The following is a 15524-nucleotide window of genomic DNA, read 5'->3' on the forward strand; positions in this document are numbered from 1 at the left end:
TACGGGTTATCCAACGCCGTGCGTATGGGCTGCGGGATGAAGAATATCTGAGGCTGAAAATACTCACGTCCATGCTCCCGGCACTCTGAAAAACATGAAATTCACCCACTCGATTACGCGAAGAGCCATTATTTCTACCTCGACAGCACGCCGACCCACTCGTACATGAAGTACCTCTACAAGTATCCCCAAGCGGCCTTCCCCTACGCCGACCTTTTGGAGACGAATCGTCGTCGCACTCGGGACGAGATGGAGTATGAACTCCTCGACACCGGCGTCTTCAATGACGACCGATACTTCGACGTCTTCGTAGAGTACGCCAAAGACGGTCCGGAAGACATCCTGGTGAAGATCACCGCAGCCAACCGTGGGCCGGAAGCGGCCGAACTGCATCTCCTGCCGACACTGTGGTTCCGCAACGACTGGTCGTCGTGGATAGCCGAATCTAACAGAGCTAGTGAGAAACCAAGCCTCAGGCAGATAACCCCCCCTCATCCCCCCTTGGTAAGGGGGGGCAAGGAGGGGGTATAACCGCGGTCGCGGCGGCTCATCCGCTGCTGGGTGAATTTATCCTTTCCTGTGAAGGCGAGGTGCCGCTGCTCTTCACCGAGAACCATACCAACTCCGAGCGGCTTTTCCCCGGACGAGAAAAGAACGAGAGCCCCCACGTCAAGGACGGCATCAACGACTGCGTGGTACAGGGCAATCGGGGCGCAGTGAACCCAGACAAGCAGGGCACCAAGGTCGCGGCGCACTACCAGGCCACTGTCGGCGCCGGCAAGAGCAAGGTGATTCGCCTGCGGCTCTCCAACACCCCCCCTCATCCCCCCCTTGGTAAGGGAGGGCAGGAAGGGGTATCGGGCAAACCTTTTGGCAAGCAATTTGATGAAGTTTTTGCTGACCGGCTGCGTGAAGCCGATGAGTTTTACAAGTCGGTCACTCCGCCATCAGTGAGTGCAGACGCGGCCAATGTGATGCGCCAGGCCATCGCCGGCATGCTCTGGAGCAAGCAGTTCTTCTTCTTCGACGGTGATAACTGGCTGGACGAGCACAACTCCAACCCGCTCCATACCGGATATCGAAATTCCCGAAACTCGGAATGGTTTCACATGGTGAACGAGGACATCATCTCCATGCCCGACAAGTGGGAGTACCCCTGGTACGCGGCCTGGGATCTGGCGTTCCACACGCTGCCGCTTTCGATCGTAGACCCCGACTTCGCCAAGGAGCAGATGCAACTGATGCTCAAGGGCGTTTATCTGCACCCCAATGGCCAGATGCCCGCGTACGAGTGGAACTTCAGCGACGTGAACCCCCCGGTCCATGCCTTTGCGACACTGTTTCTGCAACGCACCGAGCAGGCCCTGCGCGGCGAGACGGACCTTGATTTCCTCAGGGAGACATTCAACAAGTTGGTGCTGAACTTCACCTGGTGGGTGAACCGCAAGGACCGCTTCGGCAAGAACGTATTCGAAGGGGGCTTCCTCGGCCTCGACAACATCAGCGTCTTCGACCGCAGCGCGGCTTTGCCCACTGGCGGGAACCTGGAGCAGGCGGACGGCACGGCGTGGATGGCCCTCTTCAGCCAGAACATGGCTGAGCTCGCGATAGAGCTAGCCGTCCATGATCCTACCTACCAGGACATGGTCGTCAAGTTTGCGGAGCATTTCTACTATATCGCCCTGGCCATGAACAAACCTGATCAGGCCGGCATGTGGGACGAGGAGGACGGCTTCTACTACGACCTGCTGCGGCTGCCGGACGGCAGCGCCACGCGGCTCAAGGTGCGCTCGATGGTGGGGCTGCTGCCCCTGTGTGCCACCACGGTGGTCGAGAAATGGCAGCGGGAGGCCATTCCGGGGACGATGGCCCAGATAGCTGAACGCTTACGCCGCCTACCCGAACTCCGGGAGAGCATCCACCCCACGGGTCCGGGCCATTTCGGCGTGGCGGACCGCGGGATCATGGCCCTGGTCAACCCGGAGCGGCTCCGCCGGATCCTGACCAAGATGCTCGACGAGAACGAGTTCCTCGGCCCCTACGGCATCCGCTCGCTCTCCAAGTTCCACGAGCAGCACCCGTATGTTTTCCACGTGCAAGGCCAGGAGTACCGGGTGGACTACCTGCCGGCCGAGTCGAACACCGGAATGTTCGGCGGCAACTCCAACTGGCGCGGGCCGGTCTGGATGCCGGTGAACACGATGATCATCCGTGCGCTGCTGAATTTCTACCTGTACTACGGTGACAACTTCAAGATCGAATGCCCCACGGGTTCGGGGAATATGATGAACCTGTTCGAGGTGAGCAAGGAGATCGCCGACCGGCTCGGCCGGATATTCACCCGTGACGAGAACGGCCGGCGGCCTGTGTACGGCGGCACCGAGAAGTTCCAGAGCGATCCCCACTGGCGCGATCACATCCTCTTCTACGAGTACTTCCACGGCGACAACGGCGCCGGGCTTGGCGCGAGCCATCAGACCGGATGGACCGGGATTGTGGCCAAGACCATCCAGCTTTTCGGATTGCTCGATGCGAAGAAGTTGCTTGAGGCTGGTAAGGCGGGAGCCTTCGTCGGTGGCAAGCAGGGAGGGGAGGCGCAGAAATGAAGGCCTTATCCGCTTACCCCTCGCTCTATCAAATCAACAGCCGCGTCTGGCTGACGGAGCTGTCTGGCGCTCTGGGCAAGCGCACGACACTGGACGACATTCCCGACGCCGAGCTGGATCGACTGGCCGCGCTGGGTTTCGACTGGATCTGGTTCCTGAGCGTGTGGCAGACCGGCCCGGCGGCACAGCAGGTGTCACGCAGCAACGCTGGATGGCGCAAGGAGTTTCAGGAAACGCTGCCGGACTTGTGCGAAGAAGATATCGCCGGCTCCGGGTTCGCCATCCAAAACTACACCGTACATCGGGATCTCGGCGGCGCTGCGGCGCTCGCGCGTTTGCGACAGCGGCTGCAGCAACGCGGACTGAAGCTGATGCTCGACTTTGTCCCGAACCACATGGCGCCGGACCACCCGTGGATCGACGCGCATCCGTATTACTTTGTCCATGGTAGCGAGACGGATTTGGCGCAGGCACCGCGGAACTACTGCCGGGTGCAAACCAAAAACGGCCCACTGGTGCTCGCCTACGGACGCGACCCGTATTTTGAAGGCTGGCCCGACACGCTGCAGCTCAACTACGGCAACTCGGAATTGCAACAGGCGATGATCTGGGAGCTGCTGAGGATCGCCGGGCAATGCGACGGCGTGCGCTGCGACATGGCCATGCTGGTCTTGCCCGACGTGTTCGAAAGCACCTGGGGCATCCGCGCCGAGCTCTTCTGGCCCAAGGCGACCGAAGCCGTGCGGCGCGAATATCCGCAGTTCCAGTTCATGGCCGAAGTCTACTGGGACCGGGAATGGACGATGCAGCAACAGGGATTCGATTACACCTACGATAAACGGCTCTACGACCGCCTGCGCGACGGTCACGCCCGGCCGGTGCGCGAGCATTTCCACGCCGGATTGGATTATCAAAACAAAATGGCCCGCTTCCTGGAAAACCACGACGAGCCGCGGGCGGCTGCTACATTCTCACTGGAAGTTCACGAGGCCGCGGCCATCATCACGTATCTGTCGCCATGCCTGCGGTTCTTCCACCAGGGGCAGTTCGAAGGCATGATGAAGCGCATCTCGCCGCACCTGGTCCGCGCACCAGTGGAACCCCTCGACGGAACGCTGCACCAGTTCTACGACGGTCTCCTGGCGGTACTCAGGCAGCCCGTTGTTCGCGACGGCCAGTGGCGCCTGCTCGACTGCGCGCCGGCCTGGGATGGCAACGGGACGTCGGATGGCTTCATCTCTTGGTCGTGGGAGGCTCAGGACGGCGAGCGGCGGCTGATCGCCGTCAACTATGCCGGGACCCAGGGCCAGTGCTATGTCCGGCTCCCGTTTCCCGACCTGGCCGGCCGCACGGTGCGGCTCAAGGACCTGATGGGTCCCGCCAGCTTCGATCGCGGTGGAGACGACCTCGTGTCGCGGGGCCTCTATCTGGACCTGTCGCCCTGGAGCTACCACGTCTTCGAGATGACCATTCCATGACGAACACGTACCGGTTCCTGACCCGCCTCCTTGCGTCGCGGATCGCTCTTCTGGTAATCGTGGTCTGCCTCGCCGGCTGTACTAGCTTTGGCGCCGTGACGCTCGACCGCGACCGGCTCGACTACACCTCGGCGGTGGCCAATTCCTGGAAGCATCAGATGCTCCTCAACATCGTCAAGCTGCGCTATGCCGACACGCCGATCTTCGTCGACGTGGGGCAGATCGTCAGCAGCTACCAGTTGCAAAGCACATTCTCGGCCGTCGGGAGCATTTTCAATTCCAGTGGTGTAGTCCCGGGCGTTCCCGGCAGTAGCGTTGGTCTGGGCGCCCAGGGTCAATACACCGAGCGGCCCACGCTCACCTATGTGCCTCTTACCGGGTCCAGCTTCATCCGCACCTTGATGACTCCCATTCCGCCCATCCGCCTGATGGAGCTGATCGAGGCAGGCTACCGAGCGGATATCTTGCTACCGGTCGTGCTGCAGACCGTGAATGGGCTATCGAACGGCAGGGCCGGACGCGGAAGGCCACCGGACCTGGACTTCGCGCGGCTGGTGAGGGCCATGTGGCGGATCCAGGAGTCTGAGGTGATAGGATTCCGCGCCGAGGCGGACAAGGAAACGAAGCGCGAAGGGATCGTCATGACCTTCCCCAGGAAGGACGTGCCGCCGGACATTAAAGCCGATCGGGACGCGATCAGGAAGCTCCTGGGGCTGAACCCGGAGAAGTCCGAGTTCCGGGTAGTCTCCGGGCAGTGGGCAGGCCAGGACGATGTGATTGCCATGCAGACCCGCTCGGGGATGCAGATACTCCTCGAGTTGTCGGCCTTCATCGATGTCCCCGCGGAGCATATGCGAGACGGCCTCGCCCTTCCGGTTCCTCCGCGGCCCGCGGACAGCCAGGAGGCCCTGCCGCCCAGCATACGCATATTGAGTGGCGCGTCCCGGCCGGGCACGTCTTTCGCTGCGGTCCGTTACGGCGACCTGTGGTACTGGATCGACAACCACGATCTCAAGTCCAAAGGTCTCTTCACGTTCCTCCTGATCCTCATGACCCTGGCGGATACCGGGGAAAAGGCCCAGGCGCCCGTGCTGACCATTCCGGCCAATTGATAGGAGGGTGGTCGACACGAGCGCCCTCCGGGAGCGGTCGCCCCGCCCCTGAGTAGTTACAATACAACTACTACTCCTTTCAAAACCCCCTCAATCCCCCTTTCTCAAAGGGGGAACTATGGTGAAGACCCCTCTTTTCCAGTCCTTCAAGAATCTTATTTTGGACAAGCATGATGTATTACCAGCAACTACTCAGGTATTTAGACTGTAGGCTTTTAGACTGTAGGAACGCACACGGATGAGCCAGGCGTTTTCTGAATGCAACGCGAACATGATGGAGACCGAAAAGGTTCTGGGCTCCTTGATTCGGTCCATGCACAATGACTAACAGCCTTCAGCCTTCAGCCTAATCACCTTGTAGTTACTATTACCATGACAAAACGGATCGCTTCTGATGCCAAGCCCACATCCCTCCTTGATCCCTCACAGGGTGGCAGGTGCGCGCGTATGGTGGTGCTCGCGATCGGGCTCCTCGCCACAATGGTTGGGTGTCAACAGCCTTCGCCACCGGGTGGGACGCCGACGTTCGTTGGTCTCGCAAAGTGTGCGAGCTGCCACCAGAAGGAGGCTGACGCCTACCGGGGCTCGGACCATGCCCTGGCCATGCAGCCGGCGAACGACCAGACGGTGCAGGGCGACTTCGCCAACGCGCGGTTCTCGCATCGCGGGGTCACGTCCACCTTCTTCCGGCGGGACAGAAAGTTCTTCGTCCGGACCGACGGCGCCGACGGGACACTCGGCGAGTTCGAGATCGCTTACACCTTCGGCGTGAAGCCTCTCCAGCAGTACCTCGTATCATTCACCAACGGGCGACTCCAGGCCCTCGGCATCGCCTGGGATACCCGGCCGAAGGCACAGGGCGGCCAGCGCTGGTTCCACCTCTATCCGGCAGAGACCCTCAGGCCGCCGGATCTGCTCCACTGGACGGGGCGAGACCAGACCTGGAACTATCAGTGCGCGGAGTGCCACTCGACCGACCTCCGCAAGAACTACGACGTCGCCCAGAACCGCTACGCGACGACGTCGGCGGAGAGTACCGTGTCGTGCGAGGCCTGTCACGGGCCAGGCTCGGCGCATGTAACGTGGGCCGAGAGGCGCAAGCCCGGCGCGTCGCGGGCCGCCGCCGGCGCCACCGGCCTTGTGGTGCGGCTCGGTCGGGTCGAGGGGAGTTGGGTCATGAAGGACACGCAGCACGGCATTGCGGAATGGAGCGGCGCGCCGCGCTCGACCGCCGAGGTGGACGCGTGCGCGCGGTGCCACGCCAGGCGCCGGCCCATCGTGGATCCGTACCCATACGGTCGGCCCTTCCTAGATACGCATGTGCCGGCGCTACTCGATCCAGCCCTCTATCACGCTGATGGCCGGATCCTGGAAGAGGTCTTTGAGTACGGGTCGTTCATCCAGAGCCGGATGTTCCAACACGGCGTGACCTGCTCGGACTGTCATGAGCCGCACGGCCTCGGGCTCCGCGCAGATGGCAACGGCGTGTGCGCGCAGTGCCACTTGACCGCCAAGTTCGACACCCCGGATCACCACCACCATAAGGCAGGCTCGGACGCCGCGCGCTGCGTCTCGTGCCACATGCCGGCGCGCACGTACATGGTGGTGGACCCACGCCGCGACCACAGCTTCCAGGTCCCGCGGCCTGATCTCTCGGTGGCCATCGGCACGCCCAACTCCTGCTCTGGGTGCCACCTGGACCGGCCCCCCGGGTGGGTGGCAGAACGGATCGTGCGATGGTACGGCCCGGCGAGCCACGCGCGGCGGCCGCACTTCGGGCCGGCGATCGACGCCGGTCGGCGCGGGCTCCTGAGCGCCGAGAAGACGCTTGCCGCGCTCGCCACCGACCCGGACCAGCCAGGCATCGCTCGGGCGACGGCGCTCGCCATGCTCCCCGAGTACCTGAGCCCAGCATCGCTTCCCGCGGTCGAGACAGCGATAGGTGCCGTCGATCCTCTGGTGCGGTCTACGGCGCTTGCCGCGATCGAGACGCTCCCGCCGGCGGAACGGTTGCGGCTTGCCGCCCCCGGGCTCCGCGATCCTGTGCGGGCGGTGCGCCTGGCGGCGGCCCACGCGCTGGCCGGAGCCCCTAAGCAGACGCTCTCTGTCGAGCAGCAGGCCGACCTCGACCGGGCACTCACGGAGCTGGTCGCCTCCGAGATGGTCAATGCCGATCGACCCGAGGCGCATCTAAATCTGGCTAACCTCTACACGCGGCTTGGCCGCTTGGCCGACGCGGAGTCCGAGTTAAAAACCGCGATCGTCCTCGATCCGCACTTCGCCCCGGCGATGGTCAACCTGGCTGATCTCTCCCGCGCACAGGGGCGCGATGCGGATGGCGAGCGCTTCCTCGAACAGGCGCTGCAGGTTGCCCCCGACAGCGCCGAGGCGCTCCATGCCCTCGGCCTCCTGCGGGTGCGGCAGGGCCGGAGAGGTGAGGCTGTGGGCCTGCTGCGCCGGGCAGCCCAGCAGAGGCCGGAGGTCACGCGGTTCGCCTACGTCTATGCCGTAGCCCTTTACGGAAGCGGCGAGGCGGCCCGGGCGATTGCGGTGCTGGAGGAGGCACACCAGCGGCGACCGGCCAACCGGGACGTCCTGACCGCGCTGGCGACCTACCTCCGGGAGCGAGGAGATCCCAAGGCGGCGCTCCGCTATGCCGAACTTCTCGCCACTCTTGCGCCCGGCGACCGCGAGGTGCAGGGTCTGGTAGCATCGCTCCGCCGCCAGGCCGGTCTCCAGTGACGTGGAGGCCGTTCGATGCTGCTTTCTCCTCGGGCTCGCGGGGCGGGTCGGGGGTCGTCAGCGTGCGTCGTTCATCACGTTCCGCAGATCGATCATTGCTCGCTGACTGACCTTGAAAAGTCCCTCCTGGGGACGGTCGAGATCGGCCACCAGGATTCGCGTTGCGTTTCGTGGCAGTCGCGCCGGCTTGCTCACTGGATCCAACCCTCTTCCACGAATCTGGTCTTGAGCTGAGCAGCGATCTCTTTTACCGCCTGCTCGGCCCTACCCTCGATCTTGCTTTTGCCGCTCGCCTCCCCGTACACCTTCATCCCGCCACTGATGATGAGTCCCGCCGGGTTGGCGGTGGCAATGACGCCGACAACCCCCAAAGCCGCACCCGGGCCTTTGCTTCCGCCGGTATCAACTGTACCGGATCCGAGTTTGCGCAGTCCCTGAGCCGTCATCTGGAAGCCTTCCACCCCCGTTTTCAACTCAGACGCCCCGGAGCCGAAGCCGATCGCGACGCGCTTGGTGGCGCTGCCCTCTTGGATGGAGAGGAGATAGCCCCGGATCACAAGGTCGTTGATCTGTGGGTTATTGCCTGTTGAAGAAGCCCGCTCTGCCGACAGCCCCATGTCGCGGATCCCCTCAACCAGCTTCGCCGCCATATCAGCACCCAATTGACGGCCAGTCGCGATCTGCTCGGCGGTTTGCGGCGTGCCGGGTTCGGCTTGCTGGCCTGCGAGGGGGGAGTAGGCCGGAACATCTCCTGGCGTAGCGGCGAAGTCATACACCAGGATGTGATTGGGTCGCGGGAGCTTTTCATACACGAGTCTCTGTCGGTAGGTGACATCGGTCGAAGCGCACCCAGCGACAACGACCAGAGCGAACAGATACGAGACGATACGGTTACGAGACTTCATCGCAATCCTCCTATGGTGAATTGATGTGAAGGTGAGCGCCAGGTGGCCCTGCGCGCTGTTACCGGTTGGAATACGCATACACTACTCTCATTTCCATTGGCACTGAGAAGTCTGAGGGTGAGGCGGTCGATGGTGGTTATTCCTCGCCCGTCTTCATTCCGTTGAGGGTTGATACCCCGCGGCTTGCCGCGAGTTCGTCATACCGGCGGAAGCCGGTATCCAGAGGACCCGACTGGATTCCGTGTCAAGCACGGAATGACGGGCCAGAACAGAAGACGATACCCTGTAGCTTGCTGCGGGGTAGTTCATTTCTCATTTTCACGACTGATTTCGCTCGGTCGCGCGGGGGCGGTTTGCCGCCATGCGCTAGTCTAGCGCTCCCCCGCGTGCTCGAGTAGGATGCGCCGGATCTCCTCGATGGCATGCGGGTTGGACTGGACCGAGTGGGGGGACTTCACCACCTTCTCGGAGGCGACCGGCTCGATGTGCGCGCTCCAGTAGGGGACCACGCCGTCGCTGCCTTCTTCGGGCGGCCCGTCGCCCTTGACGGCGATGATGGAATGCGCCGTGACGCCGTCGGCGATAGGCAGCGAGGACAGCGTCTTGATGAACGGGTGGGAGGGCGACATGTTGTCAACGGCGCTCGGAAGCCGGTCGAGGGACCGCGCGACGAGCCGGTCCTTGTTAAGTGTCAGGATGTCCGTTGCCGCCCCCGCGATGTTCAGCGGGAGCGTGATGAAGCGGGTCAGCCACTTGACAATACCGGTTGCGGACACAGGGGTGCCCCGGTGGGGCGTGGCGACGAAGATCACGCGGCGGACATGCGGGACCGGCTCGACGAACATCGAGCGCCGGAGCAGGTCTCGCGTCTCGGTCTTGATGTCCAGATCCTCGATCGGGACCTTGCTGAAGTTGTCCCAGAACTTGCTGCCGCTGTTGACCACCGTCAGCCTGGTCAACAGTCCACCCTGGCTGTGCCCGATCACTACCATTTGCCGGAGTGCGGGATCCTTCCCTTCGGGGTCGAGTTGCCGCACGGTGTGTAGCAGGCCCTCCCGGAGCAGCGAGCCCGAGTAGGCGATGGGGTTCCCGGTGTTATAGATGAACAGCCAGATCTGATAGTGCTTGGCGATGCGTGGGTCGATCCGGAGTTCGTTGATCATCTCCGCCCATCGGGCCGGGCTTGAGGCCGTACCATGTACCAGCACGACAGGGATCTTCCCCGGGCGATACGGAGCCATGAAGATGACGCCGTCCTCCGGGCGGGCGCGCAGGAGGCTGGGGGCGACCCTTCGACCGAGGTCCCGCACCCCAAGGCCGAAGCCCCCCGAGAAGAACCCAGCTAGCTCGAACTCCCAGATAGGGGAACCCTCAAGGGTGTAGGCAAGGGCGGCGGTCTGGTCGTACTCGAGCGGGACCTCGCGGCCGGCGATCGTCACTGCCACTGTCGCATCGCTCGTGTAGACGGACAGGGTGCCCCGCAGCCGACCCTCGGCGACGCCCCGCCGCGCTCCCTCCAGCCGCAGTAGCGCGCTGACGGGAATCTTCAGGCGGGGCGGGATCTTGGCGTCAGCGAGCCGGCTGGCGCTTTCGTCGTCCGGGTTACTCAAGCTCGCGGCGAGGGGGACACCCAGCCCGGGCATGCGGTAGCGGTTCCGCAGCCCGCGAACCTCGAGGTTCGCGGAAGGGACGAAGTGGTCGAGCTTGTATCCGGCCCATTTGAAGCCCGCGTGATCGACATCGATCTCGAGTTCGCCGACCGGCAGGGTGTGCCGCCCGGGCTCTAGCAGTACCTCGCGGGGTTTCGCGTCCGCCCCAAGAGGCGCCTTGGGCGGGACGAGGCCCTCCGCCAGCGCCCGGTTGTAGAGGTCCGCCGCGATCCGGATACGTGGATCGAAGGGGGTGTAGCCCCAGCTCATAAGCTGGTCCTGGCTCTGGTCGTCGGGAAAGAGGAACGCGTAAGCGTACGCGGCTGACGCCAGGAAGTAGGCGCGGTCCCCGGAAGCCTCCGCGTGCAGGAACGCCATCTCGGCGAGCGCGAACAGTGCGATCTCCTGCATGGGCGAATCGGCCCGGTGAAACTCGACGTAGCCGGTGTGGAGCTTGGCGATGGCTGCCGGGGGATCGTCCTTGAAGGTTTCGATCAGTCCCTCGCGCTGGAGCGTCCTTTTGGTGTAAACGCTCGGCTCGTCCACGGAGAGGGCGCTAGCGGTCAGCGACCGGTGCACCGCGCGGCCATCGACCAGCTTGACGCCCACCGGCGTCGCGCAGGCGGTGGTGAGCAGGGCAGTGACAGCCACGAGGGCCGCCAGAAGCCCGGTGCGAGTGCCACGCCGCCTCCAGGGAGGAGGCTGGCCGCAAATTGTTCCTTGCTTCGACGGGTGCACCGAATGCTCCACGAGGCCTCCTAAGTTCTTTATCCCGAAGGCAGTTATGCTACGTCACCTTCTCGGCGTCGTCAACCTGCCATCTCTTTCCAGGAACACTAGAACCGGGCCAAGAGGCGGAGCCCAGCCACAACGGTGGTGTTGACGTCCTTGAGGCTCCCGGAAGAGTCGACCATCTTCTTTTGGCCGGTCTCGATGACCTGCAGGTTGAGGGTCGCGTTGAGCCACGAAGTGACCGAGGCGTTGTAGTACATCTCGATTGCATCCTCATGGTTGAGACCGAGGTCGAGCTGCCGGCGCAGGAAGGGAACGAACTCGCTGCTGAAGTCCTTTCGCGCCCAGCCGAGACCGAAGTTGTCATTCGGACGCCCGGGGACCACACCGTTGCCGCCGATACCCATGTTGTAGGTGTACTTGAGGGGGTTCGGGTTGCCGTCGGAGGCGCCGAACGAGAAGAAGATCCCGATGCCGCGCTTGGGGTCGTCCTTCGGCTGCCAGAGATACTGGTCGAAGCTGTAGAAAACGGTCCAGGTGTCGCTCTTTTTATTCAGAGGCTCGACGGGGACCAGGAGGTCGGGGAAGAACCGCTCGAGGATACGCCGAAGGCCCGGGCCGGGATCGTCCAGCAGCGGGAACTTCTCCGAGGCCATGCCCCGGGCGATGTTGGAAGGATCCTGGGTGAGCGAGGGGCGCTCCTTGTCGCTCCACATCCCTGTCACGCCCTGGTGGCCGACGAGACCGAACGGCTTGATGGCAACCTTGGCGCTGGCGAGCATCATGACACCGTCACGGAACGCCTCGCTCACATCGCTGTTTGCCGGCGTGCCGCTGGGATCGAGCGCCAATGCCGACAGCACCACGCCCTCCCACGGCAGAGCCACGATGCCACCTCCGTACGCCGAAAGCGGTATCAGGGCGCTGGTGAGCGGAAAAGTCATAGCGCCGTTCAGGAACTGCGTGCGGTAGTTGCCGGTAAACTCCCCGTGGGCTCCATCGAGCGTGAACACCTTACCGGCGATGAGGCCGAACTGGGGGCTGAGGAACTGCATGAACGTGGCGTGCAGGAGGGCCGTGGTCGGGTCGTTCGGCTTCGGCAGCAGGGCTGCGGTATTGACGGGGGAGAGGGCGGCTGAAGCCCCCAGTACGCTCTCGCCGAAGCCGCTGTTGGCGATGACCCGCAGGAAGCCGCCGGGCCACAGGCCGGCTTTGCCGGTGTCGACGTTGAGCGTGTACTCGGCGTTGCCCCAGAACTCGGCCCCGGTGTCGCGCCCCCCACTTGCGACGCCTTGGGGCGTCAGCAGGAGATCGACATCGAGCCGGATGCCTCGCGTGGCCAGCTCGTCTCTGAACCCGCCCCAGTCACCGGTCAGCCGGGGCCGCGACCAGAAGTCCCCGGCATACGCCTTCGGCTCCTCGACGGGCTGCGCTGCGGCGGGAGCCGCCAGCGTGCCGACGAGGGCGACGGCCGCGATGATGATCCACCCCACGAGCCGCGGGCGCCCGCTTCTAGTCGCGTCACTGTGATCTCGACTCATCGTCCCCCTTAGTGGGGCTCGCTCGCTTGCCCCTCTTCCGGGGCAGGTCCCCCCGCCGCACGCTCCTCCTCCTTCTCTCATCGCGTCCCTCCTTTACGTCACTGGCGGCCCGGCAACATCGGGAGCCACGGCGCCGCCCTCACGGTTTACTTCAACTCGATCGTCACCTTCTCCAGCGTGCCGGTGTCCTCGCCGACATCGAAAGTCTCATCGAACAAAAGGCGGAACGCCAGCGTGCATTCGAAGGCGACGGCTAGGCTCTCAGGATGAGGAGCCGATGCTGGGGCAGCCCAGACTGCGGCCTGTGGATAGCCTACGCAGGCACCTTGCGGCGCACGGCCACCGGTACGAAGCGCACCTGCAGGCGGTAGTGGAGCGCCGCGCTGATGCGCTGGAGCATCCTGAGCGAGCGCCCGGCGTAGTCTGCGTCCTCGAGCCGGGAGATGACCGAGTGCGTGGTCCCCACCAACTCGGCGAGCTGCCTCTGTGTCAGGCCTGCCTTCGTACGCAGGTCGTAAATCTCCTGCGCGATCGCCGCGTTGAGGCGCACCTCTTCGAGCGCTGCTTCCTGGCCCGGACGGCCAGTGACGTACCGGCGGTGGAGGATCTCTACCGCGTCCCGTTGACTATTGCCGTGCTTTACAAGAACCGCTGGCAAGTGGAGTTATTCTTCAAATGGATCAAGCAGCACCTGCGCATTAAGCATTTTATAGCGACGAGCGAGAACGCGGTGAAGGCGCAAATCTGGTGTGCCGTGTCTACATACGTGCTGATCGCTATCGTCAAAAAGGAGCTTAACCTCGATGCCTCGCTCTACACTTTGCTACAGATTTTGTCAGTCTCGGTTTTTGAGAAAACTGAGATTTCATGCGCCTTGCAGCCAGATGTCACCAGAAATATTGCAGCTCCAGACAGTAACCAATTGAATTTATTAGACTTTTAACCGGACACTACTGATATTCGATAAGTAAGTGAAATGATCTCATTAGTTGCTGCGTCACCGCGCCGGCGAGCGCGGCGCCGAGGAGGTTTTGTCTGCGTGTGGTTTTCACGGTTGCGTCCGTTCGGGGTTGTCCGGCTCCGCTTTCTGAGGCCGGCGCAACTGCCGAATGGATTCGCGCACCCTTTCCGCCATCCGAATCTTTTCCGGCCAGGACAACGCCCGCCGCGTTTTCTGCCAGCGGGCCTGTCGTTCCAGCAGTGCCTGAATCTCACTCATGGGGGAACCTCGTCTCGAACTGCCGCCACGCGGCGGACAAATCATGTCGGGCCGCGAGCAGGCCGATTGCCTGCCGGGTCACGCTGCCAGACTCCAGCAGCGACAGGATGCGGGCGAAATCTTTCGCCCGTCCGACACTCAGGGCGATGACGGCGAGATGAACCGCCTGCACCACGCGGAACGGCACCCCGTCAAAGTCAGCCGTTTCGGCCTGCTCCATCGCCTCGCGAGTGAGCGGAGTGAAGACAGGCACGAACTGGGTCGGCCACGGCCCAATCCGGATGGCCTCACCTTCTGGTGGATAGCCCCGGGCGGCGCAGAACGCGTAAATGTCGCCCAGCACATCGAGCCGGTCGGGCTGCGAGGCGGCCACCAGCACATCGGCATCGAGCGTGGCGATCGGTTCCGTATAACGCATCTGGGCCGCCGCCCCGAACAGGGCATAATTCTCAATCACGCCGCTGGAACACATCTCGTTGAGCAACTGGGCCACGGCTTTCATGGTCACAGATTAGAGAGCTGAGGCCGCGGCGTAAAGCGCAGCGTCGGTTCTCTCCGTTTCCTCCTGTTGAGTGTCCTTCCTCCCTGTCTCCACATCTATTCTTTAGGCATCTCGCAATTGGCCCCGCCACGCAAAGTGCAGGCCCGCCAGCGGAATTTCTTAGCCCAATAACTAGAGGCTTGCTCGAAGTCTTCCCAACGGTTCAGCGGTTTCCAGGCGTACTTCCCTCCACCGCGCCGATCGACACCGGCTGCCAAGAGCTCACCCGTCTGACTATCCGTCACCTCTACTTCGATCGACGCCTTGCCGACAAAGCTCTCGGTCCCGCTGATGCCTTTCTTCCCCCAGGACATCAGCAAGGCGCCCGGATGCGTGGCGGTAATGTTGTCCAGGACAGGAACGCCTTTCCCGGCTTCCGTGACCGCAATGCGGACCCGCATCACGTCGGGCCCTGCTTCTCGTGTCATGGTATAGTCCTTGCGTACTTCTGCATCGACCCGCGACGATAGGAATTGAGAGATATGGTTGGCATCATCCTTGTTAAGGTCCTTGGCCTCCGACTTCTCCCCACGCCAGACCTGCACCGGCTCCAGCCAGACCTTCGTGTAGGATTTGAACTTAGCCTTATCCGGCGTGAAGTACACCAAGGTCGCCTCGGTCTCGTTCTCCGCTGCATGAAGTTTTGAGTAGTCTCTCAGAAACCCTGAAGGTTCGGCCTTGCCGAACCCCCCGGCCTGTTGCGAATAGGCGCAGCCGGTAAGAGCCACCGCGCACACACCGCTCCAGAGCAACAACCGTTTGTTCACCATGTTGTCATACCCTCCTCTTGGGTTTAGGTTCACTGCGGTGATCGTAAGCTCGTACCGTACCATATTCGTAGAGTACGTTCAACCGACTCTCTGGCCTCACATCTCGTTTTGACAACGCAAAAGGGACCCACCGTGATAAAGCAAAAGGAACCCACCTCTGTTCAGTGATAGTCGGGCCTGTGGGAAGCATGGGAAAGCCGGAGGCTTTTCCATGCTGCGGTCGAAATCC

General features: G+C 62.9%; 11 protein-coding genes and 2 pseudogenes. 6 read left to right on the top strand and 7 right to left on the bottom strand.

What is annotated here, in order from left to right; genetic code table 11:
- The first annotated feature begins 165 nt into the window (after positions 1–165).
- From CLG94_RS13890 to CLG94_RS00045, 5 genes and pseudogenes are all read left to right on the top strand, one after another.
- Positions 166–531 (top strand): hypothetical protein, encoded by a 366-nt coding sequence (locus CLG94_RS13890; protein ID WP_432264746.1) that lies wholly within the window; start codon positions 166–168, stop codon positions 529–531.
- A gap of 29 nt (positions 532–560) precedes the next feature.
- Positions 561–2606 (top strand): annotated as a pseudogene (locus CLG94_RS00030) (MGH1-like glycoside hydrolase domain-containing protein); the annotation flags it as partial.
- Entirely contained in the window at positions 2603–4084 is a 1482-nt protein-coding gene (locus CLG94_RS00035; RefSeq protein ID WP_107560864.1) for an alpha-amylase family glycosyl hydrolase, read from the top strand. The pseudogene CLG94_RS00030 and the gene CLG94_RS00035, both read left to right, overlap by 4 nt.
- Positions 4081–5196: a hypothetical protein gene (locus tag CLG94_RS00040; RefSeq protein WP_107560865.1), complete on the top strand. Its 1116-nt coding sequence runs from the start codon at positions 4081–4083 to the stop codon at positions 5194–5196. The genes CLG94_RS00035 and CLG94_RS00040 overlap by 4 nt, the downstream gene beginning before the upstream one ends.
- Positions 5197–5568: 372 nt before the next feature.
- Positions 5569–7938, top strand: coding sequence for a tetratricopeptide repeat protein (locus CLG94_RS00045; protein WP_107560866.1), 2370 nt, complete (start codon positions 5569–5571; stop codon positions 7936–7938).
- Between the two features lie 57 nt (positions 7939–7995).
- Here the strand turns inward: CLG94_RS00045 and CLG94_RS13145 are convergent, their stop codons facing one another.
- From CLG94_RS13145 to CLG94_RS00060, 4 genes are all read right to left on the bottom strand, one after another.
- On the bottom strand, positions 7996–8133 hold the full coding sequence (locus tag CLG94_RS13145) for a hypothetical protein (protein ID WP_161953929.1): 138 nt from the start codon (positions 8131–8133) through the stop codon (positions 7996–7998).
- Positions 8130–8843 carry a DUF4410 domain-containing protein gene (locus CLG94_RS00050; protein ID WP_107560871.1) on the bottom strand — a complete coding sequence of 238 codons (714 nt, stop codon included), beginning with the start codon at positions 8841–8843 and terminating at the stop codon, positions 8130–8132. The genes CLG94_RS13145 and CLG94_RS00050 overlap by 4 nt, the downstream gene beginning before the upstream one ends.
- A gap of 371 nt (positions 8844–9214) precedes the next feature.
- Entirely contained in the window at positions 9215–11143 is a 1929-nt protein-coding gene (locus tag CLG94_RS00055; protein ID WP_133174574.1) for an esterase/lipase family protein, read from the bottom strand.
- A 185-nt stretch (positions 11144–11328) separates the two neighbouring features.
- Positions 11329–12717 carry a carbohydrate porin gene (locus tag CLG94_RS00060; RefSeq protein WP_161953930.1) on the bottom strand — a complete coding sequence of 463 codons (1389 nt, stop codon included), beginning with the start codon at positions 12715–12717 and terminating at the stop codon, positions 11329–11331.
- A gap of 673 nt (positions 12718–13390) precedes the next feature.
- Here CLG94_RS00060 and CLG94_RS00070 point away from each other — a divergent pair.
- Positions 13391–13708: pseudogene (locus tag CLG94_RS00070) on the top strand (transposase); the annotation flags it as partial.
- A gap of 105 nt (positions 13709–13813) precedes the next feature.
- On the opposite strand, the gene CLG94_RS13150 reads toward CLG94_RS00070, so the two are convergent.
- The 3 genes from CLG94_RS13150 to CLG94_RS00080 all read right to left on the bottom strand — a co-directional run bounded on the left by CLG94_RS13150 (position 13814) and on the right by CLG94_RS00080 (position 15295).
- Positions 13814–13984 (bottom strand): hypothetical protein, encoded by a 171-nt coding sequence (locus CLG94_RS13150; protein ID WP_161953931.1) that lies wholly within the window; start codon positions 13982–13984, stop codon positions 13814–13816.
- Positions 13977–14486: a hypothetical protein gene (locus CLG94_RS00075; RefSeq protein ID WP_133174575.1), complete on the bottom strand. Its 510-nt coding sequence runs from the start codon at positions 14484–14486 to the stop codon at positions 13977–13979. The genes CLG94_RS13150 and CLG94_RS00075 overlap by 8 nt, the downstream gene beginning before the upstream one ends.
- 95 nt (positions 14487–14581) lie before the next feature.
- Positions 14582–15295, bottom strand: a complete 714-nt coding sequence (locus CLG94_RS00080) for a DUF3313 domain-containing protein (protein WP_161953932.1) — start codon at positions 15293–15295, stop codon at positions 14582–14584.
- Positions 15296–15524: the final 229 nt, after the last annotated feature.

Source organism: Candidatus Methylomirabilis limnetica, assembly GCF_003044035.1.
Taxonomy (GTDB): Bacteria; Methylomirabilota; Methylomirabilia; order Methylomirabilales; family Methylomirabilaceae; genus Methylomirabilis; species Methylomirabilis limnetica.